18 protein-coding genes are annotated in these 22,035 nt (G+C 64.2%); 12 read left to right on the top strand and 6 right to left on the bottom strand.

Annotation, left to right across the window (positions count from 1 at the left end):
* Positions 1 to 288: 288 nt before the first annotated feature.
* The 5 genes from RVY76_RS15690 (at position 289) to RVY76_RS15670 (ending at position 6,573) form a co-directional block, all read left to right on the top strand.
* Positions 289 to 564 carry a DUF4212 domain-containing protein gene (locus RVY76_RS15690; protein WP_317376836.1) on the top strand — a complete coding sequence of 92 codons (276 nt, stop codon included), beginning with the start codon at positions 289 to 291 and terminating at the stop codon, positions 562 to 564.
* Positions 565 to 567: 3 nt separating this feature from the next.
* Entirely contained in the window at positions 568 to 2,349 is a 1,782-nt protein-coding gene (locus tag RVY76_RS15685; protein ID WP_317376835.1) for a sodium:solute symporter family protein, read from the top strand.
* Positions 2,350 to 2,595: 246 nt separating this feature from the next.
* Positions 2,596 to 4,065, top strand: a complete 1,470-nt coding sequence (gene putP, locus RVY76_RS15680; RefSeq protein ID WP_317376834.1) for a sodium/proline symporter PutP — start codon at positions 2,596 to 2,598, stop codon at positions 4,063 to 4,065.
* A gap of 223 nt (positions 4,066 to 4,288) precedes the next feature.
* A complete protein-coding gene (locus RVY76_RS15675; protein WP_317376833.1) occupies positions 4,289 to 5,596 on the top strand; it encodes a short-chain fatty acid transporter in 1,308 nt (435 codons plus the stop codon).
* Positions 5,597 to 5,820: 224 nt separating this feature from the next.
* On the top strand, positions 5,821 to 6,573 hold the full coding sequence (locus tag RVY76_RS15670; RefSeq protein WP_317376832.1) for a hypothetical protein: 753 nt from the start codon (positions 5,821 to 5,823) through the stop codon (positions 6,571 to 6,573).
* Positions 6,574 to 6,583: 10 nt separating this feature from the next.
* Here the strand turns inward: RVY76_RS15670 and RVY76_RS15665 are convergent, their stop codons facing one another.
* The gene (locus RVY76_RS15665; RefSeq protein WP_317376831.1) at positions 6,584 to 7,696 is read right to left on the bottom strand and encodes a tetratricopeptide repeat protein; all 1,113 of its coding nucleotides are present in this window, start codon (positions 7,694 to 7,696) and stop codon (positions 6,584 to 6,586) included.
* 4 nt (positions 7,697 to 7,700) lie between these two features.
* Positions 7,701 to 8,132: an OmpA family protein gene (locus tag RVY76_RS15660; RefSeq protein WP_317376830.1), complete on the bottom strand. Its 432-nt coding sequence runs from the start codon at positions 8,130 to 8,132 to the stop codon at positions 7,701 to 7,703.
* A 202-nt stretch (positions 8,133 to 8,334) separates the two neighbouring features.
* On the opposite strand from RVY76_RS15660, the gene RVY76_RS15655 reads away from it, so the two are divergent.
* The 6 genes from RVY76_RS15655 to RVY76_RS15630 all read left to right on the top strand — a co-directional run bounded on the left by RVY76_RS15655 (position 8,335) and on the right by RVY76_RS15630 (position 15,144).
* Complete coding sequence (locus tag RVY76_RS15655) at positions 8,335 to 9,396, top strand: LacI family DNA-binding transcriptional regulator (protein ID WP_317376829.1); 1,062 nt, start codon at positions 8,335 to 8,337, stop codon at positions 9,394 to 9,396.
* A 111-nt stretch (positions 9,397 to 9,507) separates the two neighbouring features.
* A complete protein-coding gene (locus tag RVY76_RS15650) occupies positions 9,508 to 10,833 on the top strand; it encodes a sugar ABC transporter substrate-binding protein (protein WP_317376828.1) in 1,326 nt (441 codons plus the stop codon).
* An 80-nt stretch (positions 10,834 to 10,913) separates the two neighbouring features.
* Positions 10,914 to 11,786 (top strand): sugar ABC transporter permease, encoded by an 873-nt coding sequence (locus RVY76_RS15645; protein WP_317376827.1) that lies wholly within the window; start codon positions 10,914 to 10,916, stop codon positions 11,784 to 11,786.
* 12 nt (positions 11,787 to 11,798) lie between these two features.
* Entirely contained in the window at positions 11,799 to 12,629 is an 831-nt protein-coding gene (locus RVY76_RS15640; RefSeq protein WP_317376826.1) for a carbohydrate ABC transporter permease, read from the top strand.
* A gap of 13 nt (positions 12,630 to 12,642) precedes the next feature.
* On the top strand, positions 12,643 to 13,641 hold the full coding sequence (locus RVY76_RS15635; RefSeq protein WP_317376825.1) for an ABC transporter ATP-binding protein: 999 nt from the start codon (positions 12,643 to 12,645) through the stop codon (positions 13,639 to 13,641).
* Between the two features lie 24 nt (positions 13,642 to 13,665).
* Entirely contained in the window at positions 13,666 to 15,144 is a 1,479-nt protein-coding gene (locus tag RVY76_RS15630) for a mannitol dehydrogenase family protein (RefSeq protein WP_317376824.1), read from the top strand.
* Positions 15,145 to 15,151: 7 nt separating this feature from the next.
* Here the strand turns inward: RVY76_RS15630 and htpX are convergent, their stop codons facing one another.
* Both htpX and RVY76_RS15620 read right to left on the bottom strand, forming a co-directional pair.
* Complete coding sequence (gene htpX / locus RVY76_RS15625; RefSeq protein WP_317376823.1) at positions 15,152 to 16,045, bottom strand: zinc metalloprotease HtpX; 894 nt, start codon at positions 16,043 to 16,045, stop codon at positions 15,152 to 15,154.
* Between the two features lie 109 nt (positions 16,046 to 16,154).
* A complete protein-coding gene (locus RVY76_RS15620; RefSeq protein WP_317376822.1) occupies positions 16,155 to 17,516 on the bottom strand; it encodes a VPLPA-CTERM sorting domain-containing protein in 1,362 nt (453 codons plus the stop codon).
* A 172-nt stretch (positions 17,517 to 17,688) separates the two neighbouring features.
* On the opposite strand from RVY76_RS15620, the gene RVY76_RS15615 reads away from it, so the two are divergent.
* Positions 17,689 to 18,123 carry a phasin family protein gene (locus RVY76_RS15615; RefSeq protein ID WP_317376821.1) on the top strand — a complete coding sequence of 145 codons (435 nt, stop codon included), beginning with the start codon at positions 17,689 to 17,691 and terminating at the stop codon, positions 18,121 to 18,123.
* A gap of 64 nt (positions 18,124 to 18,187) precedes the next feature.
* On the opposite strand, the gene mdeB is transcribed toward RVY76_RS15615, so the two are convergent.
* The gene (mdeB, locus tag RVY76_RS15610) at positions 18,188 to 20,854 is read right to left on the bottom strand and encodes an alpha-ketoglutarate dehydrogenase (protein WP_317376820.1); all 2,667 of its coding nucleotides are present in this window, start codon (positions 20,852 to 20,854) and stop codon (positions 18,188 to 18,190) included.
* 54 nt (positions 20,855 to 20,908) lie between these two features.
* Positions 20,909 to 21,928, bottom strand: a complete 1,020-nt coding sequence (locus RVY76_RS15605) for a 1-aminocyclopropane-1-carboxylate deaminase (protein ID WP_317376819.1) — start codon at positions 21,926 to 21,928, stop codon at positions 20,909 to 20,911.
* Between the last annotated feature and the right edge of the window lie 107 nt (positions 21,929 to 22,035).

Raw genomic sequence — 22,035 nt, 5'->3', positions numbered from 1 at the left:
GCGACCCGAGGGCCGGACGCTTCGACCGGCCAATGGTCTTCGACCCGGCCTCTTCGGCGCGGCGCTTCGCTTGCACGCAACACCCATGCTTTCATACTGCCGGAAACGGTTGGCAGAGGACGCAGACCGACCGATTTACGTCCCCTGCGGACCTGATCGGCCGAATTGCGCGGTACCGTCCCACCCTATGAAAAATCACTACCTTATAGCGAGACTTCGGCCCATGCTGATCTCGCGATGCTGGTGTCGGACACGACGAAACGTGCATCGTGAAACTGGGAGGAAATCATGAGTGACGGAACGGGACGGCGTCCAAGTGACGCGACCGGCTACTGGAAGGCCAATATCCGGACGATCGTCGGATGCCTTATCGTCTGGGCCCTGGTGAGCTTCGGCTTCGCCATTCTCTTGCGGCCGATATTGTCGGTCATACCGATCGGCGGAACGGATCTGGGGTTCTGGTTCGCCCAGCAAGGCTCGATCCTCGTCTTCCTTGTCCTGATCTTTTTCTACGCCTGGCGCATGAACAAGATCGACCGGGAATACGGCGTCGAGGAGGATTGAGCCATGGACCAGTATTACCTCAACCTGCTGATCATCGGCGGCTCGTTCCTGCTTTATATCGCGATCGCGATCTGGGCACGGGCCGGAACGACATCGGAATTCTACGCGGCCGGACGCGGCATCCATCCGGTCACAAACGGAATGGCCACAGCGGCGGACTGGATGTCGGCCGCCTCCTTCATCTCCATGGCGGGCCTCATCGCCTTCTCGGGCTACACGGCGTCCGCCTATCTCATGGGATGGACGGGGGGATACGTGCTGCTGGCATTGCTGCTGGCACCGTATCTCCGCAAGTTCGGCAGCTTCACCGTTCCCGAATTCATCGGCGACCGCTTCTACAGCCGCAGCGCGCGACTCGTGGCGGTGCTGTGCCTCGTCATCGCCTCGATCACCTACGTCATCGGGCAGATGACCGGGGTGGGCGTGGCCTTCTCGCGCTTTCTCCAGGTGTCGAACTCCACCGGCCTCTTCATCGGGGCGGCGGTCGTGTTCTTCTACGCGGTTCTCGGGGGCATGAAGGGGATCACCTATACCCAGGTCGCTCAATACGTCGTCCTGGTTTTCGCCTATACGGTGCCGGCGATCTTCATCTCGCTCCAGCTGACGGGCAATCCGATCCCGGGCCTCGGCCTTTTCTCAACCTATGAGAATTCCGGAGAGCCGTTGCTGGCAACGCTGAACCAGACCCTCGCGGATCTCGGTTTCTCGTCCTACACCGCACAGGACGGCGCGCCCCTGGCGGTGCTCAACATGTTCCTGTTCACCCTGACCCTGATGATCGGCACCGCGGGCCTGCCACACGTGATCATCCGCTTCTTCACCGTGCCGAAAGTGTCGGATGCGCGGCTGTCGGCAGGCTGGGCGCTGGTCTTCATTGCCATCGTCTATCTGACCGCCCCGGCGGTCGGCGCGATGGCGCGGCTCAACATCATGGACACGATCTGGCCCAACGGCACCCAGAACGCAGAGGCGATCGAGATCGACGAGCTTCCGGCCTGGTTCGAGAACTGGCAGACCACCGGGCTGCTCGGCATCGAGGACAAGAACGGGGACGGCCGCCTGCAATATTACGACGAGAACGGCACGCCTTCCGAGACCCTCGGCACGACCGAACTTGCCGGCAACGAGCTCGTCCTCTTCAACCCTGACATCCTCGTCCTTGCGAACCCCGAGATCGCGCAGCTTCCCGGCTGGGTCATCGCGCTGGTGGCGGCGGGCGGAATGGCGGCCGCGCTCTCGACCGCGGCGGGTCTGCTCCTGGCGATCTCCTCGGCGATCAGCCACGACCTCGTGAAGCGGTCGATCAATCCGAACATCTCGGATTCGGCAGAGCTGTGGTGGGCACGGGGCTCAATGGCGGTTGCGGTGGTGGTGGCCACGTATCTCGGACTGAACCCGCCGGGCTTTGCCGCGCAGACCGTGGCACTCGCCTTCGGGATCGCGGCGGCGACGATCTTTCCCGCGCTGGTGATGGGCGTCTTCTCGCGCCGCATCAACAACGTGGGTGCCGTATCGGGCATGCTGACCGGGCTCGTCTTCACGGTGGTCTACATCTTCCTACACAAGGGCTGGTTCTTCATCCCCGGCACCGAAAGCTTTCCCGACACGATCGAGGGTTCGCTCTTCGGGATTCAATCGACCGCCATCGGCTGCTTCGGGGCGCTGCTGAACTTCGTCGTGGCCTTCGTGGTCTCGGGCCGCACGGCCGATACCCCCGACGAGGTGAAGGCGATGATCGAGAATGTCCGCATTCCCCGTGGGGCCGGCAGCGCCACCGGCCACTGACCCCGATCGCGTCAGCCTTCGGGCCGACGCCCCGGGCCCGATCCGAACCAGGAAAGGCCGGCTCGATCCCCGAGCCGGCCTTTTCGTCCCCTTTACCGATGACCAAAGTCAGCGGCGATACGTCCCCTTCGACCCCTTTCGGGCCGGCCTCTGCTGCATCGGACCGCAGCTCACTTCAGATTTAACGGTTCAAATTTCGGTGAACACCGTGCAAGGGTCGGACCGAAGCTGCAAGGAGGACCCTCGATGGCAACCGGAATTTGGGTATCGCTCGCGATATACTTCGCCGCGATGATCGCGATCGGACTATACGCGTATCGAAGATCGACGTCGAATTCCGAGGATTACGTCCTCGGGGGCCGCAATCTGCCTCCGGCGGTGGCCGCGCTGTCCGCCGGCGCGTCGGACATGTCGGGTTGGCTGTTGCTGGGTCTGCCGGGTGCGCTCTATGCCGCGGGCCTCGTTGAGGCCTGGATCGGGATCGGCCTGTTCGTCGGGGCGCTCTTCAACTGGATCATCGTCGCGCCGCGCCTGCGCGAGCAGACCGAACGCTACGACAACGCGCTGACCATTCCTTCCTTCCTCGCCAATCGCTTCCCCAGCCAGGCGACGCTTCTGCGGGTGGTCTCGGCGGTCGTGATCGTCCTCTTCTTCGCCGTCTACACGGCGAGCGGCCTCGTCGGTGGCGGCAAGCTGGTGCAATCCGCGTTCGACGGGTCCTATCAGCTGGGCGTCTGGCTGACGCTCGGCATGGTGCTCGCCTATACCGTCGTCGGCGGTTTCCTCGCGGTGTCGCTCACCGATTTCGTGCAGGGCTGCATCATGATGCTCGCCCTTGTCGTCATGCCGATCGTGGTTCTCTACGCAGGCGACGGCGGTGGATTCGATCAGGCGCGCGAGACGCTTTCGGGCGTCGAGGGTTTTTCCCTCTCTCTGACATCGGGCCTCACGCTGCTCGGATGGCTCTCGGCAGTAACCTGGGGGCTCGGCTATTTCGGGCAGCCGCACATCATCGTCCGCTTCATGGCGATCAAGTCCGTCGGGGCGGTGGCGGCCGCGCGGAACATCGGGATGATCTGGATGGGCATTTCCCTGATCGGCGCGATCGGGGTGGGCATTCTCGGACGGGCCTATGTCGTGCGCAACGGCGTAGATGTCAGCGATGGCGAGACGATCTTCATCGTTTTGGCGAACCTGCTGTTCCACCCGCTCGTCACCGGGTTTCTATTCGCCGCGCTGCTGGCCGCGATCATGTCGACGGTTTCCAGTCAGCTTCTCGTGGCATCCTCCTCTCTCGCCGAAGATTTCTATAGGCTCTTCATCCACCGTGACGCGAGCGAGACGGAAGTTGTCAATATCGGCCGTCTTTCCGTGGTCGCGGTGGGCCTCGTCGCGGCCTTCATCGCCCGCGATCCCGAAAGCGAGGTGCTCGGGCTCGTATCCAATGCCTGGGCGGGTTTCGGTGCCGCGTTCGGGCCCCTCATCATTCTGTCGCTGACCTGGTCGCGGATGACCGGGGCGGGCGCGGTGGCCGGTCTCGTCACCGGGGCGGCTGTTGTGATCCTCTGGATTTTCGCGGGATGGAACGGAAGCTTCCTAGGTGGCCCCGGAATATACGAGATCATCCCGGGCTTCATCGCCGCCACTGTCGCTACAATCGGCGTCAGCCTGGCCACGCGCGACCGGCAGGAGTTCCGCGCCGTCCCGGCGGAATAGAACGACCGACCGGCCCTGCAATCGAAGGGCCGGTCGGTCGTAGACCAATCACCGCAGAACGAAGTCTGACAATCGCGTTCCGGGATACCGGTCCCGTCGGCAAGTTCTTGCCCCCCGAGTGCCGTGGCTTTTCGGCCCCGTCCCGACCCGATCGCGGCCCTCGCTCTGGCATGCGCCGACCATCGCTATAAGCTCCGCCCGAACCGATCTTAGGGAGGACGCCGTGCTTCAATTCATCTCGCGACCGATGACGCGTATCGTCGATCGCTACCTGCCCGACCCGTTCGTCTTCGTCGTGGTCCTGACGCTCGTCGCGGGGCTCGCTGCGCTGCTGGTCGAAGGGACAGGACCGCTCGAGATCGTCGCCATCTGGGGCGACGGATTCTGGTCCCTCCTTTCCTTCTCGATGCAGATGCTTCTGGTTCTCGTGACGGGATACATGATGGCATCGACGCCGGTCGTCAGCCGCGGCCTCGGCGCGCTCGCGGGCCTCGCGAATAGCCGTGGCGGCGCGATCCTCCTCGTCTCTCTCGTCTCGTTGCTTGCATCCTGGATAAACTGGGGCTTCGGCCTCGTCGTGGGCGCACTCTTCGCCAAGGAACTCGCGCGCCGGATCGCGGTCGATTACCGTCTTCTCGTCGCGTCGGCCTATTCGGGCTTCATCGTCTGGCATGGCGGGCTTGCGGGCTCCATCCCGCTTTCTATCGCGACGGCGGACCACCCCTTCGTCGACAGCCTCGGCATCGTTCCCACCTCCGAGACGATCTTCGCACCGTTCAACCTGATCATCGTCGCGGCGCTCTTCATCGCGGTGCCCTTCGTCAACCGCGCCATGCTTCCCCCCGAGGACGAGGAGGTTCTGATCGACCGCAGCCTCCTCGATCCCGAGGAAAAGCCTCGCCGCTCCACGGACCGTCCCGCCGACTGGGTCGAGACCTCGCCCGCGCTTTCGATGCTGATCGGGTTCGCGGGGCTTGCCTGGTTGATCCAGTATTTCGCCACCGGGGGCGGGCTGTCGCTCAACGTGGTGAACTTCATCTTCCTCACGCTCGCGATTCTTTTGCACGGGAACCCGCGAAACCTTCTCGACAGTCTTGCGGACGGCGTGAAGGGCGGGGCCGGTATCGTCATCCAGTTCCCGTTCTATGCGGGCATCATGGCAATCATGACGCAATCGGGCCTCGCGGCGACCATCTCGGCATCGCTGGTGGGCCTCGCCAGTGCGACGACCCTGCCCTTCTGGGCGTTCCTGTCGGCCGGCATCGTCAACTTCTTCGTGCCCTCGGGCGGCGGACAATGGGCTGTGCAGGCACCCGTGATCGTCCCCGCGGCGGCCGAGCTCGGAACGGATCAGGCGCGCGCCGCGATGGCAGTCGCCTGGGGCGACGCCTGGACCAACATGATCCAACCCTTCTGGGCGCTGCCGATCCTCGGGATCGCGGGGCTTGCCGCGAAGGACATCATGGGGTTTTGCGTCGTGCATCTGATCCTGTCGGGGATCATCATCTCCGTCGGTCTGACCTTCCTGTAACCCGGGCAGCCGATCGAAGTCTGCGCGGCGCGGTCGTGTCCGCACCGCGGATGCCCAAAGGCTGACCGAACACCAGGGATGGGTGAAGCTCCATCGCTGATGTGAACGGATGGATTGCGGCAGCCCTTCGCCCCGGCGGGAAATGCGCTAGCATTGCTGCATGACCCGGGCGTCGTGGCCATTCATGTGCCGCAACGCCCTGAGACGAGCGTAACGGGGATCGAATGGGCCGCAGCGGCGACGACGGACAGGACGCCGATCACGACACGACCGGGGTCGACGACGATCCCGGCGCGCGCTCGCCCGACTGGGAAGCGCGGTTGGCAGCCGCACGCCGCGCCCGCGAAAAGGCGCTTGCAGGGCGCGAAAAGGCGACGGCCAGACCCGCACGGAAGGCCGGGCAGGAAACGGCCGTTTCCCTCGACCGACGTCTGGAAGCGGCACGGACCGCACGCGAACGCGCGCTGGCCGAACGAAAGATCACTCCCCCCGCCAGGCAATACACCCCACCCCGGCCGCGGGACGCCGACCGCACGATCGGGTCCGGCCGGGAACTGGCCCGGACGCTCCGTCACGGCGCGCCCGCGCCTGCGGAAGCGGAAGACGACGCAACTCCGATGCGGCACGCATCGCTCTATGCCGCAGGGGCAGCGGTGCTCGTGATCGGTACGGGCATCCTCGCGGCGACGCTGAAGCCCGGCTCCGAACGACTCCCGGATCTCTCGCGGCACGACCTCGTGATCGTCGCCCGTTCCGCCCAGACCCGCGATCTGCCCTTTGCCGCCGGTGACGAGGAAAGACGCCGCAGCACCTTTCCGATCGAAACGTCGAGCGTGCAGTACTTCCACCCGGGCGACGTCGAAGCCGCCGAGAGGCTCGCCACGATCGTGGGGGGCGAACCGCTCGATCTCACCGGGTTGCGCCCCTCCCCGCCCGAGGGTCGCCTGATCGTTTATCTCGCTGACGAAGGCTCCTGAACCTCGCCTTCTATCCGCCGGTCTCGAAGACGATCCGCACCAGAACCTCGCCCGGACCAAGGTCCAGACCGCCCTCCCGAAGGGCCCCGCCTTCGCCCAGTGCCGGGACGAAGTCGGCGATCTGCGCGGCCAGGTCCAGATCGCTGTCGAAGCCATAGACCACGGAACTCGTCCCGTCGGCATCCTCGGTCAGGTCATAGACGACGTCGAGTCCCGACCGGTCGAGCGATGCGCCGATCCGTTCGGCATATCCCATCGCCCGGCGATCATCCTGCCCAACCCGGAACCGCACCGTCGCAGGCGGCACCGTCTCGACGGGCACGCCCTCGGCATCGGTCCAGGGCGATGCGGCGTAATCCGTCTCGCCCATCTGGATTACGCGGACGATCGCATCCTCGGGGAGATCGGGCAGCGTGAGGGAGGCCGCCGAGATCTCCGTTTCGATCGACTGGACCTGTCGCGCGGCGGGTCTTGCCGCGGCATCCATCATCTCGACGCGATAGCGGCTGCCGTCCGGGCCGGGCGGTGCCGCCCAGGCGAGGCGCGCCTCCGCACCGCTCCCGTCCTCGACGAGCACGACCAGCAGGATCTCGGGCGCACCGAGCGCCGCACCCTCGACCGGCGCAAGGCCTTGAAGCAGGTCGCCTGCCGCAGGCACGTCGTCCTGCGCGCGTCCGAGCCACAGATCGGCAAGGGCGGGATTGGCGGGGACGCCGGTTCCCTCGGCGAAGATCCGGCCGAGGTTGTACTGTGCCCGCGGAAAATCGTCGAGCGCCGACAGTGCGTACCATCCCGCAGCCCCGCGCGGATCGCTCTCGGCCCCGACGCCGGAATCGAGCATGACCGCCACGTTGAACGCCGCCTCGGCATTTCCCAGCCGCGCCGCGCGGCGATACATCGCGAAGGCCTCGTCAGGCCGGGAGGGGCCCGTCAGCCCGAAATCGAGCAGGTTGCCAAGCCCGAGGAACGCCTCGGCCGACCCGTCTTCGGCCGCATCCAGCCACAGGCGTTCGGCCGCCGCCCAGTCGCGCGCCGCATAGGCCTCCTGCCCCGAGCCATAATCCTGCGCGCCCGCCGGAGCGGCGAGGCTCAGGGCGATCAGCAGCGATGCCGCGCCGCGCATCCCCTCAGCGCCAGTTGATGAGGACGGAGCGGTTCTCTTCGTTCGCCACGCCGTCATCCGTCGGGACGGGCAACTCGCTGTTGCCACGGCCCAGGACCTGCAAACGCTCGATAGGAATGCCGCGCGCGACGAGGCCGTCTGCCACGTTGCGCGCGCGACGGATCGACAGGTCCAGATTTTCCGATGCGCTGCCGACTGTGTCCGCGCTGCCCGTGACAATCATGACGACCGGATTGCCGTCGCGGAACAGGCGCGATGCCTGATCGAGCACTTCCTGCTGATCCGACCGGATCGACGCCCCTCCCAGATCGAAGAGGATCGACAGCCCCTCCTGATCCGGATCGACCGACAGCGAGGCCGATTGCTGCGCGGGGGCCTGGAACGCGAACAGCGACAGGGCGAGGGAAAGGGAAAGGACAAGCGGCTTCGCATGCATGGCATTAACTCCGGTACTGATACTCGTTAATGGAACGTTAAGGATTTCCGCGGCACCCCGCAATCTTTCCCGACCGGTCGGCCCAGATCGCGCCGAACGGCTTTGCGTCGCGCGTCAAGATCGCCCAATATGCCTGCCTATGCCGGATCGGGGGGATCGATCGCGGCGATGCATTTGAATTGCGGCGAAGGAAGGAACACTCATGTCCCGCTCGGATCGCCAGGACGGGTCCAGGCCGCTGATCCAGACGATGGAGGAGCTTTCCGCCGCGATCGGCGTCTCGCGTCCGACGTTGTCGCGGTACTTCCAGGACCCATCTCGGGTTAGTGCCGCTTCCGTCCGCCGGATCGAGGAGGGTCTCAGCACGGTCGAATACGTGCCGAATTTCTTCGCCACGCGGATGAACCGCAAGTCGACTGGGATCATCGGGGTCATCATCCCGTATCTGAACGACCTCTTCTTCACCAACCTGCTCAAGGCGGTCGAGATGGCCGCGATGGAGGCGGGCTTCACCGTCATCACGCAATGTTCCCACGACGATCCCGCGATCGAGGCGCGCGCGGTCGAGACCTTCCTGTCGATGAGCGTGGACGGCGCGCTCGTGGCGCCGCTGGGCGACCGCAGCGATGCGCGCGCCCATACGCGGCTCGACGCGCGGCTGCCCTACATCCTCATGGATTCGCGCCCGCATACGCTGCCGCAGATGGATTACGTGGGCACCGACCACCCCCGCTCCACCAGGCTCATCGTGGATTACCTTTGCGATGCCGGCGACCCGCCCGCCTTTCTCGCCATGCCCGGAACGAACTTCAACGCGCTCGAGCGCGAGCGCGCCTATGTGGACCGGATGGAATCGCTCGGCCACGAGCCGATCGTGATTGGCACGAAGCCCGAGAACGACGCCGACCATTACGAATCACATGGCTTCGCCGTGCTCGACGACCTCTTCTCGCGCGGCCTCCATACCCAGAGATCCATCCTATGTGCCAATGACAGGGTGGCGATCGGCGCTCTCGCCGCCGCGGCGCGGCATGGCCTTGATCCCGGTGGTGCCTCGCGGGGTGGGCTGAGGATCGCGGGCCACGACGACTATCCGCTCTGCCCGTTCACGACCCCGTCCCTGACCACGGTGGCGCAGGATGTGGCCGCAATCGGGCGCAACGCGGTGCGATTGTTGACCGAAAAGATCCACGCGAAAAGCCAGCGGACGGAGCCTGCGCTCCTTCTTTTCGAAGGGGTCCTGAAGGTCCGCCAAAGCGCCTGAGCACCAACGTTCGCCGCAGCGCGGCGGAAGATTTTACATCTTCATGCTTGACGGATCGGACATCCCCGATCAATCTTTGACACGTGTAAAGATTTTACCGGGAGGAAAGACATGATGACCAAACGCACCCTCATGGGGTCCGTTGCGGGTTGCGGCATTGCCGCTGGACTCGCCTTCACCGCGAGTGCGGCCGAGATCACCGTCGCCACGGTGAACAACGGCGACATGATCCGCATGCAGGAGCTCTCCTCCGCTTGGGAGGAAGAGACCGGCAATACTATCGAATGGGTCACGCTCGAAGAGAACCAGCTTCGCCAGCGCGTGACGCAGGATGTCGGAATGAGCGGCAACTCCTTCGACGTCGTGACGGTCGGCAACTACGAGGTTCCGATCTGGGGACAGCAGGGCTGGCTCGCCTCGCTCGACGATCTGCCCGAGGATTACAACGTCGACGATCTGCTGCCCGCGGTCCGCAAGGCCCTGTCGGTCGAGGACACGCTCTACGCGGTGCCGTTCTACGGTGAATCCGCAATGGTGATGTACCGCACCGACCTCGCCGAGCAGGCCGGGATCGAAATGTCGGACGAGCCCACCTGGACCGAAATCCGCGAGGCCGCCGCGGCCATGCAGGAAGCCGGCGACGATGTCTACGGCATCTGCTTGCGCGGCAAGCCCGGCTGGGGCGAGAACATGGCCCTCATCACCGCGATGGCCAATTCCTACGGTGCGCGCTGGTTCGACATGGACTGGAAAGCACAGTTCGACAGCCCCGAGTGGCAGGAAACGCTGACCGACTATCTGTCGCTGATGAACGAATACGGCCCTCCGGGTGCCGCGGCCAACGGCTTCAACGAAAACTTGACGCTGTTCCAGCAAGGCCGCTGCGGCATGTGGATCGACGCGACGGTCGCCGCGTCCTTCGTGACCGACCCCGACGAAAGTCAGGTCGCCGACAATGTGGGCTTCGCGCGCTTCCCCAACAAGGAAGGCGTCGACAACCACGGCAACTGGCTCTGGGTCTGGACGCTTGGCGTGCCCTCCTCGTCCGACCAGCAGGACGTGGCCAAGGAGTTCATCTCCTGGGCGACCTCGCAGGACTACACCCAGCTCGTTGCCGAGCGTCAGGGCTGGCGCGCCGCCCCTCCGGGCACGCGGACATCACTCTACGAGAACGCCGAGTATCAGGAAGCGGCTCCCTTTGCCGAAATGACCCTGAACTCGATCGAAGCGGTCAATACCGACAGCCCGTCGGTGCAGGAAACGCCCTATACCGGTGCGCAATTCGTCTCGATCCCGGAATTCCAGGGCATCGGCACGGCGGTCGGTCAGACCTTCTCGGCCGCTCTGGCAGGGCAGATGGATGCCGAACAGGCGCTGCAATCCGCGCAGTCGGCGACCCAGCGCGATATCGACCGCGCGGGCTACGGCTCGAACTGATCGTACGTCCGATCTGATCGGCTGATCCGTCGGGGGGCACCGCCCCCCGACACAACCCTCCTCGCGAAGGGGCAAGCTCCATGGCCACGCAACATTCGCGCGCTGCCGCGCGGTTCATGATCGCACCGTCGGTCGTCCTGCTCCTCGCATGGATGCTCATCCCTCTGGGGATGACGATCTATTTCTCGCTTCTTCGCTACAACCTGCTGATGCCGGGGCAGAATCCCTTCGTCGGCCTCGAGAACTATACCTACTTCCTGAGTGATCCGGCCTTCCAGACCGCGATCTGGAACACGTTGCTGCTTGTAGGCGGCGTCCTCTTCATCACAATCGTAGGCGGCATCGCGCTCGCCACCCTGCTTGACCAACCGATGTGGGGCGTCGGGCTCTGGCGGATCATGGTGATCTCACCCTTCTTCGTGATGCCCACTGTCTCGGCACTCGTCTGGAAGAACATGTTCATGAATCCCGTGAACGGCCTCTTCGCATGGATCGCGGGGATCTTCGGCCTTCCGGCTTATGATTTCCTGACGCAGGCTCCGCTCGCCTCGATTGTGGGGATCGTGTCGTGGCAATGGCTTCCCTTCGCCACACTGATCCTCCTGACCGCGATGCAGAGCCTCGACGGAGAACAGCTCGAAGCGGCTGAGATGGACGGTGCCTCCGCTTGGTCGCGCTTCTGGTATATCAAGCTGCCACACCTGGCGCGTGCAATCACCGTCGTCGTGCTGATCCAGACGATCTTCCTGCTGTCGATCTTCGCCGAGATCCTCGTCACCACGAATGGTGGCCCCGGCGTGGCCTCGACGAACCTCACCTATCTCGTCTACGCCGAGAGCCTGCTGCGCTTCGACGTGGGCACCGGTTCCGCCGGCGGCGTGATCGCCGTCATCCTCGCCAACATCGTCGCGATCTTCCTCATGCGGATGATCGGCAAGAATCTCGACGCCTGAGGAGAGACGTCCATGGCCCGCGCAGTCCAGACCAGAACCAAGGCGATCTATACCGTTACCGCGGCAATCGTCGCCTTCTTGATCTTCTTCCCGATCCTCTGGACGATCCTAACCTCGTTCAAGACCGAAGGCGAAGCGATCTCGACCCCGCCCTCGTTCCTGTTCTTCGACTGGACGTTGCAGAACTACATAGCCGTGCAGGAGCGCTCTGATTACTTCCGGCATTTCTGGAACTCGGTGGTGATCTCGCTCGGCTCCACGGTGATTGGCCTTGCCATCGCCATTCCGGCCGCCTGGGCCATGGCGTTCGTGCCGGGAAAGCAGACGAAGAACGTCCTGATGTGGATGCTGTCGACCAAGATGCTGCCGCCGGTCGGCGTGCTCGTGCCGATCTACCTGATCTTCCGCGACTGGGGGCTGCTGGATACGCGGACGGGCCTCGTCATCGTGCTGACGCTCATCAACCTGCCTATCATCGTCTGGATGCTCTACACATATTTCCGCGAGATCCCAAATGACATCCTCGAGGCTGCCCGGATGGACGGTGCGGGTCTTAGTTCGGAGGTGATCTACGTGCTGCTTCCGATGGCAGTGCCCGGCATCGCCTCGACGCTGCTTCTCAACGTCATCCTCGCCTGGAACGAGGCATTCTGGACGCTGAACCTCACGGCCGCGAATTCGGCACCGCTCACCGCGTTCATCGCGAGCTATTCGAGCCCCGAAGGCCTCTTCTACGCTAAACTTTCGGCGGCTTCGACCATGGCGATCGCGCCGATCCTCGTCATGGGCTGGTTCAGCCAGCGACAGCTCGTCCGCGGCCTGACCTTCGGCGCGGTGAAATAGGGAGATCCTGAAAATGGGACGCATCACGCTCGAGAAGGTGCAGAAGAAGTTCGGCGAGACGGAGGTGATCCCGCCGCTCGACCTGACGATCGAGGACGGAGAGTTCGTGGTCTTCGTCGGCCCGTCGGGCTGCGGCAAGTCCACCCTGCTGAGGCTCATCGCGGGGCTTGAGGACGTGTCGGGCGGCGAGATCCGCATCGACGGCAAGCCCGCCACCGACCTTCCGCCCGCCAAGCGCGGCCTCGCGATGGTCTTCCAGTCCTATGCGCTCTATCCGCATATGAGCGTGAGGAAGAATGTCGCCTTCCCGCTCAAGATGGCGGGGCTGGACGAGGCCGAGAAGAAGAAGCGCGTAGAACACGCCGCGCGGATCCTGAACCTCACCGACCATCTGGAGCGGCGCCCCGGGCAGCTTTCGGGCGGTCAGCGCCAGCGCGTCGCGATCGGCCGCGCCATCGTCCGCGAACCCGCCGCTTTTCTCTTCGACGAACCGCTCTCTAACCTCGATGCCGCCCTGCGCGTCGGAATGCGGCTCGAGATTACCGAGCTTCATGAGCGTCTCAAGACCACGATGGTCTACGTCACCCACGATCAGGTCGAGGCGATGACCATGGCCGACAAGATCGTCGTGCTGCGTGCGGGCCATGTCGAGCAGGTCGGGTCGCCGCTGGAGCTCTACCGGACGCCGCGCAACCGCTTCGTCGCCGAATTCATCGGCAGCCCGAAAATGAACGTCATCGACGGGGCCGAGGCAGCCAAGCACGACGCCCACGCGATCGGCATCCGTCCCGAACATATCGCGGTTGGCGACGGGCCCTGGCACGGCCGCGTCGGCGTGTCCGAGCATCTGGGTTCCGACACGTTTTTCCACGTGCACGACACGGGCCTCGCAGAGACAATCACCGTGCGCGCGCCGGGCGAGGTCACGCTGAGGAGCGGTGACAGCGTGCAGCTCGCCCCCGAAGCGGACAAGATCCACAGATTCGACCGGAACGGCCTCCGGATCGCCTGACCTACCCAAGACTGGACGCCCCCAATGACCGATCCGATCCGGCTTTCCGCCGACACCCTCGACCGCCTGCCCGACGATGTGCGCCGTCCTAGCTACGACCGCACGAAACTGTCGGCCGGCATCGTCCATATCGGCCTCGGAAATTTTCACCGTGCCCATCAGGCCTGGTATCTTCACCGTCTGATGGACGAGGGACTCGCCCATGACTGGGCGATCCTCGGCGCGGGGGTGCGCGCACCCGATGCCGCACGGCGAGACGTGCTGCTGGCGCAGGATTGCCTCAACACACTGATCGAGCTCGATCCCTCGGGTAAATCCGCCGAAGTCACCGGCTCCATGATCGGTTTTGTCGCGGTCGAGGACGGCAACGCGGCGCTGATCGCAGCAATGGCAGATCCCGCCATCCGCATCGTTTCGCTCACCGTGACGGAAGGCGGCTATTTCCAGAACGCGTCGGGCGGCTTCGACACCGACCACCCCGACATCCGCCACGATGCCGAACACCCCGATACGCCGCGCACCGCCTTCGGAGCCATGATCGCGGCTCTTCGACTGCGGCGCGATGCGGGTCACGGGCCCTTCACTTGCCTTTCCTGCGACAACCTCCAGGGGAATGGCGACGTGCTCGCACGGACGGTGCGGGGTCTCGCGCGGCTCGTTGATCCCGAACTTGCCAAGTGGATCGAAGAGACCTGCACCTTCCCGAATTCCATGGTCGATTGCATCGTTCCCGCCACCGGCGAAAGCGAGCTCGCCCTCGTTCGGGACTTCGGAATCGCCGACAATGCGCCCGTGACGCACGAGAATTTCCGCCAATGGGTGATCGAGGACAAGTTCTGCGCAGGCCGCCCCGACTGGGACCGCGCGGGGGCGACCTTCACCGATGATGTCCACGCCTTCGAGGCTATGAAGATCCGCCTCCTCAATGGCGGCCACCAGATCATTGCCAATCCGGGCGAGATCCTCGGGATCGAGACGATTCACGGCACGATGGAGCACGAAGGAATCCGTGCGACCTTCCAGAAGATCGAGCGCGAGGAGATCGCCCCCCATGTCGCCCCCGTTCCCGACATGGATCCCGACCGCTATATCGAGCTCATCTCGACCCGCTTTGCCAATCCCGAAATTCGCGACACGACGCGCCGCGTGGCATTCGACGGGTCGTCGCGCCATACGGGCTTCCTCGTTCCGGTGATCCGCGACGCGATCGAGGCGGGCACCCCGGTCGAAGGCCTCGCTCTCGCCGAAGCGCTCTGGGCGCGGATGTGCGAGGGCACACGTGAAAACGGAACCGAGATCGCGCCGAACGATCCCCTTTGGGGCGACCTGCAGAAGGCCGCCCGTGCGGCGAAGGACGATCCGGCTGCCTGGCTCGAACAGCGCCGGTTCTACGGCGACATCGGCGCGGATCCCCGTTTTGCAAAGGCGTTCGCCGCATGGCTGTCGCTCATCTGGTCAGAAGGGACCGAAGCCGCACTCGACCGCTACGCACGCTCGACCTGAACGGTGTCTAGCCCCAGGGTCCGTCATGATCGCGGCCCTGCTGCTGGCGGGCCTCGGTCCGGGGGCTGATCGATCCGGCCATCTCGCGCAGCGCCGCGACGCGGTTCTCGGTCGACGGATGCGTCGAGAACAGCTTGTCGTGGCTATGCGCGTGAAGCGGGTTGATGATGAACATGTGCGCCGTGGCGGGATTACGCTCGGCTGTATTGTTGTCGATCCGCGCGGCACCCTGCTGGATACGCTCCAAGGCCGATGCGAGCCACATCGGGTTGCCGCAAATCATGGCCCCCTCGCGGTCGGCGGCGTATTCGCGAGTCCGGCTGATCGCCATCTGCACGAGCGCGGCGGCAAGCGGTGCCAGGATCATCAAGGCGAGCGTCCCGATCAGCCCCATCCTTTCACGTGACCCGCCAAAGAACAGCGCGAAATTGGCCAGCATCGAAATCGCACCGGCGAATGTCGCGGTCACCATCATGATCGCCGTGTCGCGGTTCTTGATATGGGCAAGTTCGTGGGCCACCACCGCCGCCACTTCCTCGCGCGAGAGCGACCGCATCAATCCGCGCGTCACCGCGACGGCGGCGTTCTCGGGGTTGCGGCCCGTGGCAAAGGCGTTTGGTTGGTCTGTGTCGATCAGGTAGACGGCCGGCATCGGCAGGTCGGCGTTGCGTGCCAGTTCTGCCACCATCTGCCTGAGGCCCGATCGGTCATTCTCGTCGACAGGATGCGCGTTGTGCATCCGCAGGACCATCTTGTCGGAATTCCACCACGAGAAGACGTTCATCGCCACCGCGACGGCGAAGGCGATGGCGATCCCGCTCGTTCCGGCGAGTAGATAGCCGATCCCGAGGAAAAGCGCGGTCATCGCGGCCATCAACATGGCGGTCTTGACGTAATTCATTTGCCGGCACCTCTCTCGTTGCAAGGTGCAATATGGGTGTCGGGTTGCGGGGGTGAAGGTCCCGCGCGACGAAATGCAGGCGGGGCGGCAAGGCCCCGCCTGCGCGCTTTCAGACGTCGCGTCGGCGCGACCGCATCGCCCCGAGCCCCGCAAGGCCAAGCCCCATCAGCCAGATCGAGGCCGGAAGCGGGATCGCGGCCGAAACCTCGCCCGCCGAAAGTATCTCGTATCGCAGGCCCTGCGCCTCGCCCGCGTCGAAGCCGGCCCAGTTTCCGAGATCGCCCAGCTCCGGCAGGTCCAGATAGCGGCTCATCGAGTTGTCGCCCTTGAGTTCGAGATTCATCCACGCCGTCAGAAAATGCTGCGCGATGTTGTTCGAGCGTACCTGATCCCAGACCGGGTCGTTGTAATGAGCCGAGACATCGAAGCCCAAGGCATCATTAAAATAATAGGCCTCCTCCGGCGCGGGCATCGGCGCCGCGACGCTGTGGCCGCCACCTTCGAAGGTTACGAGGGTCCGGTCTACATTCACGGCCCCCTCCCAGATCGCGCGGATCCCGTCCTCGTAGAGCGATGTCGCGTCGTCGGACCCGGCGAGGAACAGCATCGGCATGTCGATCCCTTCGAGCCCCTCCGCATCCCAGAAACCGGCATTCATCCCCCAAGGCCCGATCGCCGCGGCCGTTTTGATGCGCGGATCGTCGAGCGCCTCGTGGCTGTCGCTCCCGGCCTGATGGATGGCAAGCGTTCCCTGCGGTGCGAACCCGGCTGCAGCCTCGGTGACACCTGCGCCCGCGTTGATCACGGCACCGTAGCCACCCATCGAATAGCCGATCACACCGGTATTGTCGGCGTCGATCATGCCGGCAAAATCCGACTCGGCATCCCGGTTGAGCTTTGCCATCTCGTCGAGCACGAAGCGCTGGTCGAGCGGGCGGTTCACCAGCGTCGACGCAAACGCCGCCTGATCGCGATAGGTCGAGTCGGTATGATCGATGGACGCCACGACATACCCCTTGGAGGCGAGGTTCTCGCCCAAATGGGACATCAGAAAGCGGTTGCCTGGATAGCCATGGCTGAGGATCAGCAGGGGATAGGGGGTCTCGGATGCTGCAGGTGCAGCATCGCGGATCGCGCGCCCTTCCAAGGTCACCTCGGTCGTTCCATCCCGCAGATAGGCCTTCAACGATGTATCGCCGTCCGACCCCTCGGCGGCAGGATACCACATCTCGACGCTCAGCGGTCTGTCGTACCGCGGCAGGCTTTCGGGACGGTCTCCGCTCGGATCGACCGCCAGGATGTCGATTTCGTCTTTATTGACGAAGTCGATCTGCCGTACGCCAACCGGTTTTTCGCCATAATTCGAAAGTTCCGGAGCAAGGGGCGACTGTCCGTCGATCCTGTTCTCCGCACCGACGGGCCCGGTCAATGTCGTCGCGGCCACAACCGTGGCTAGAATCCTGTAGCTCATTCTGCAACTCCTCCTGATTCTGGCTCACCTTAAGGGAGAAACATGACAATTTGAGCTTTCATCTTTCGTTAACCTCTTCTGCGGCGACGCAGCACTTGAAATGCTGCAATGCGGCACGATATGAGATGGAGCAGAGACAAAGAACGCAATTTAATTTTCAGGAGAAGATGTCATGGCCAATCGTCAGCAGAAGACCAAATCCGCCGCCAACGACATGCAGTCGCTGTTCGATCCGCAAAGCTATCGGAGCGCCTTCGAAACCTGGGCATCCAGCAATGAGCGGATGTCGAATGTTGCGCTCGAGGCGGGCAACCGCATGACCGAGGTCGCCAGCGACAGCGCCCGCGAATCCTTCGCCAACATCCGCGAAGTCACGCAGGTTCGGGAAGAATTCGCCGATTACGGCAAGGCCTACAGCGACTTCATGCAGAAGCAGATGGATCTCGTCATGCGTTCCGCGCAGAGCTTTGCCGAGATCGCGCAGAATGCCGGTGGACAGACCACCGAGCTGGTCCAGAAGACCGGTCAGGAAATGGGCGAGACGATGAACGCCAATCTCGAAACTGCCGCGAACAAGGCAACCTCCGCAACCAAATCGGCCGCCTGAGTCGATCCGACGGACGGAAGTATCGAAATGGCGGATCCATCGGGGCCCGCCGTTTCTTCGTGGATCAGACCGTCCAGGGAGCGGGCTTCGCGGAGTCGAGGTTGAAGCGGCGCACCGCATTCGCCTGCACCTCCACGTCGATCCGGCCCTCCGCGACCAGCGCCTCGATCGCGGCGAGAGCGATGCTTGCCGCGTCGACCTCGAAGAAGGCCCGCAACGGTGCGCGTTGATCGCTGCGCCCGAACCCGTCGGTGCCGAGCGCCACGAAGCGCTGGCTGACATGCGGCGCGATCATCTGCGAAACGGCACGCACGTAATCCGTTGCGGCGATGACCGGACCGTCCGAGTTAAGACAGGTCGCGACATGGGGCACGTGGCCTGCGCCGGGCTCGAGCCGATTGAGCCGCGCGACCGCCTCGGCATCGCGCGACAGCTCCGAATAACTCGTCGCGCTGAAGACGTCCGAGGCGATGCCGAACTCGTCCGCGAGGACCCTCGCCGCCGCGATCACCTCCCGCAGGATCGTCCCCGACCCGAGAAGGTTCACGCGCAGATCGCCCTCGCCATACTGACTGATCCGGTAGAGCCCCTTGAGGATGCCCTCCTCGTCGCCCTCCGCCACCGCCGGATGGGGGTAGTTCTCGTTCATCACAGTGACGTAGTAGAATTCGTCGACCTGCTCTTCCATCATGCGGCGCGCGCCGTGATCGAAGATGACCGCGAGCTCGCCCGCGAAGGCGGGATCGTAGGCGCGGCAATTGGGGATCGTCGCGGCGATCAGATGGCTCGTCCCGTCCTGATGCTGGAGCCCCTCGCCCGAAAGCGTCGTGCGCCCCGCGGTCGCCCCGAGCAGGAACCCCCGCGCACGCTGGTCTGCGGCGGCCCAGATCAGATCGCCCACACGCTGGAACCCGAACATCGAGTAGTAGATGTAGACCGGCAGCATCGGCATCGCGTGGACCGAATAGGATGTCGCCGCCGCGGCCCATGACGACAGCGCGCCCGCCTCGGTGATCCCCTCTTCCAGAAGCTGTCCGGTCGCGGCTTCCTTGTAATAAAGCATGGAGCCCGCATCCTCGGGCTCATATAGCTGGCCTTCGGGCGCGTAGATACCGATCTGGCGGAACATGTTGTCCATGCCGAAGGTCCGCGCCTCGTCCGCGACGATGGGCACGACACGCTGGCCGAAGCCCTTGTCCTTCAGCAAACCGCTCAGCAGACGCACGGCCGCCATCGTGGTCGAGATCTCGCGATCCGTCCCGTCGAGCGCGAACCCCGCATAGGCCCGCCGCTCCGGCAATTTCGCGACGCTTTCATCAGGGGCCTTCCGCCTGCGCGCGGGCAACGCGCCGCCGAGCGCCTCGCGACGTCCGCGGAGATAGCGCATCTCGTCGCTGTCGGGATCGGGCTTCACGATGTTGAGCGCCTCGACATCCTCGTCAGGGATCGGCAGGTCGAACCGGTCGCGGAACTGCGCCAAAGCCTCGCGGTCGAGCTTCTTGGCCTGATGGGCGATCATCCGCGATTCCCCCGCACCGCCCATGCCGAAGCCTTTCTTCGTCTTGGCAAGGATCACCGTCGGCCGTCCCTCATGGGCCTTCGCCGCCGCGAAGGCCGCATGAAGCTTGCGCAGATCGTGACCGCCGCGCTTGAGCTTGTGGATCTGGTCCTCGCTCATGTCGCGGACGAGTGCGGCACTGGCGGGATCGGCGTTGAAGAACTTTTCGCGGTTGTAGTCACCGTCCTTCGCGCCGAGATTCTGGTATTGTCCGTCCACAGTCTCGGAAAAACGGCGGAGCAGTACATGATCCGTGTCGCGCGCGAAGAGGTCGTCCCATTCCGACCCCCACAGCACCTTGATCACGTTCCAGCCCGCTCCGATGAAGAGGCTTTCCAACTCCTGAATGATCTGGCCGTTGCCCCTGACCGGCCCGTCTAGCCGCTGCAGGTTGCAATTGATGATGAAGGTCAGGTTGTCGAGCCCCTCGCGCGCGGCGAGCGTCAGGCCCGAGATCGATTCCGGCTCGTCCATCTCGCCGTCGCCGAACACGCCCCAAACATGGCGGTCGGATGTCCGGGCAAGGCCACGCGCCTCGAGATAGCGCATGTAGCGCGCCTGATAGACCGCGTTGAGCGGCCCGATCCCCATGGATCCCGTCGGAAACTGCCAGAAATCCGGCATGAGCCACGGATGCGGATAGGAGCAGAGCCCGTTCCCCGCGACCTCCTGACGGTAGTTCTGCAGCTGCTCGAGGTCGAGCCGCCCTTCGAGATAGGCGCGCGCATAGATCCCGGGTGAGGAATGCGGCTGGTAATAGACCAGATCGCCGCCGAAATCCCCGTTTGCCGCGCGGAAGAAGTGATTGAACCCCGTTTCGAAGATCTCTGCGGCCGAGGCATAGCTCGCGATATGGCCTCCGAGCCCCCCGTAGGCCGCATTGGCGCGGGCCACGATGGCGAGCGCGTTCCAGCGCATGATCGCGGTCAGGCGCGTCTCGATCTCGAGGTCGCCGGGATATTCCCCCTGTGCCTCGGGCGGGATCGTGTTGCGATAGGCCGAGAAAGGACGCTCGCCTACCGTCAGACCTTCGACTCGCGCTGTCTCCTCGAGCTTGCGCAGGATGAAGCGCGCGCGCTCCACCCCGTCATGCAGCTTGACGTCGCGCAGCGCGTCGATCCAGTCGCGCGTCTCGACCTTGTCGATATCGGGTAGGGGGGCGGTGGCTTTCATGATCTCTCTCCCGGGCCTCGGACGGGCGCGACCGCCCGTCCCGCAGGTGCCGCCTCAGCCGTCCTTGTAGTGATAGGAATACCCGTTCAGCGCCGGAGCGCCACCGAGATGGGCATAGAGGACTTTCGATCCTTCGGGGAAGAACCCCTTCTTCGTGAGGTCGATCATCCCTTGCATCGACTTCCCCTCGTAGACCGGGTCGGTCATCATCGCCTCGGTCCTCGCGGCGAGCCGGATCGCTTCGTTCGTCTCTTCCGACGGCACGCCGTAGGCGGGATAGGCGTAGTCCGGATTGATGACGATCTCGTCTTCACGCACGGAACGGCCCAGCCCCACGAGATCCGCTGTCTTGTCGACGATGCCACGCACCTGTGCGCGGGTCTGGTCGGGCGTTCCCGATGCGTCGATACCGATGACACGATCCGCGCGATCCTGCGCGGCAAACCCCACGATCATGCCCCCTTGCGTCGATCCGGTGACGACACAGACGACGATGTAATCGAATGTGAAGCCCAGTTCGCGCTCCTGCGCCGCGACTTCCTCGGCGAAGCCGACATAGCCAAGGGCCCCGTATTTGTGGACCGATGCCCCGGCGGGAATCGGATAGGGCTTGCCGCCCGCCTCCTCCACCGAGCGGATCGCATTCTCCCAGCTCTCGCGGATGCCGATATCGAACCCTTCATCCACCAGCCGCGAATCCGCGCCCATGAGGCGGGTCATCAGGATGTTGCCGACCCGGTCGTAGACGGCATCGTGATGCGGCACCCAGGATTCCTGGATCACGACGCATTTCATCCCGAGCTTTGCGGCAGTGGCCGCGACCATCCGCGTGTGGTTCGACTGCACGCCACCAATGGAGACGAGCGTATCGGCCCCCGACGCGATCGCATCGGGTACGATATATTCGAGTTTCCTGAGCTTGTTGCCCCCCATGGCGAGGCCGGAATTGCAATCCTCGCGCTTGGCATAGATCTCGACACCGCCGCCGAGCGCCTCGGTGAGGCGCGGCAGATGCTCGATCGGCGTCGGCCCGAAGGTGAGGGGATAGCGTTCGAACTTCTCGACAAGCGACATGCGCCGTTCTCCATCTCTTGAAATCGAGGATTGACTAGCATGGTGTCTGACGGAATGTCCCAATCAATTTTAAGATAGTTATCTTTCGGATATTTCGGTTATCCAGT

The organism is Palleronia sp. LCG004, assembly GCF_032931615.1.
In the GTDB taxonomy this organism is placed as follows: domain Bacteria; phylum Pseudomonadota; class Alphaproteobacteria; order Rhodobacterales; family Rhodobacteraceae; genus Palleronia.
This window is presented reverse-complemented; position numbering and strand designations above follow the sequence as displayed.

What these genes read in the sequence shown, in the direction of transcription:
- RVY76_RS15615 (WP_317376821.1), top strand. Translation starts at nt 17,689, where the DNA reads ATGGCCAATCGTCAGCAGAAGACCAAATCCGCCGCCAACGACATGCAG.
- RVY76_RS15690 (WP_317376836.1), top strand. Translation starts at nt 289, where the DNA reads ATGAGTGACGGAACGGGACGGCGTCCAAGTGACGCGACCGGCTACTGG.
- RVY76_RS15630 (WP_317376824.1), top strand. Translation starts at nt 13,666, where the DNA reads ATGACCGATCCGATCCGGCTTTCCGCCGACACCCTCGACCGCCTGCCC.
- RVY76_RS15605 (WP_317376819.1), bottom strand. Translation starts at nt 21,928, where the DNA reads ATGTCGCTTGTCGAGAAGTTCGAACGCTATCCCCTCACCTTCGGGCCG.
- RVY76_RS15640 (WP_317376826.1), top strand. Translation starts at nt 11,799, where the DNA reads ATGGCCCGCGCAGTCCAGACCAGAACCAAGGCGATCTATACCGTTACC.
- RVY76_RS15645 (WP_317376827.1), top strand. Translation starts at nt 10,914, where the DNA reads ATGGCCACGCAACATTCGCGCGCTGCCGCGCGGTTCATGATCGCACCG.
- htpX (WP_317376823.1), bottom strand. Translation starts at nt 16,045, where the DNA reads ATGAATTACGTCAAGACCGCCATGTTGATGGCCGCGATGACCGCGCTT.
- RVY76_RS15670 (WP_317376832.1), top strand. Translation starts at nt 5,821, where the DNA reads ATGGGCCGCAGCGGCGACGACGGACAGGACGCCGATCACGACACGACC.
- mdeB (WP_317376820.1), bottom strand. Translation starts at nt 20,854, where the DNA reads ATGAAAGCCACCGCCCCCCTACCCGATATCGACAAGGTCGAGACGCGC.
- RVY76_RS15685 (WP_317376835.1), top strand. Translation starts at nt 568, where the DNA reads ATGGACCAGTATTACCTCAACCTGCTGATCATCGGCGGCTCGTTCCTG.
- RVY76_RS15650 (WP_317376828.1), top strand. Translation starts at nt 9,508, where the DNA reads ATGATGACCAAACGCACCCTCATGGGGTCCGTTGCGGGTTGCGGCATT.
- putP (WP_317376834.1), top strand. Translation starts at nt 2,596, where the DNA reads ATGGCAACCGGAATTTGGGTATCGCTCGCGATATACTTCGCCGCGATG.
- RVY76_RS15620 (WP_317376822.1), bottom strand. Translation starts at nt 17,516, where the DNA reads ATGAGCTACAGGATTCTAGCCACGGTTGTGGCCGCGACGACATTGACC.
- RVY76_RS15635 (WP_317376825.1), top strand. Translation starts at nt 12,643, where the DNA reads ATGGGACGCATCACGCTCGAGAAGGTGCAGAAGAAGTTCGGCGAGACG.
- RVY76_RS15655 (WP_317376829.1), top strand. Translation starts at nt 8,335, where the DNA reads ATGTCCCGCTCGGATCGCCAGGACGGGTCCAGGCCGCTGATCCAGACG.
- RVY76_RS15665 (WP_317376831.1), bottom strand. Translation starts at nt 7,696, where the DNA reads ATGCGCGGCGCGGCATCGCTGCTGATCGCCCTGAGCCTCGCCGCTCCG.
- RVY76_RS15660 (WP_317376830.1), bottom strand. Translation starts at nt 8,132, where the DNA reads ATGCATGCGAAGCCGCTTGTCCTTTCCCTTTCCCTCGCCCTGTCGCTG.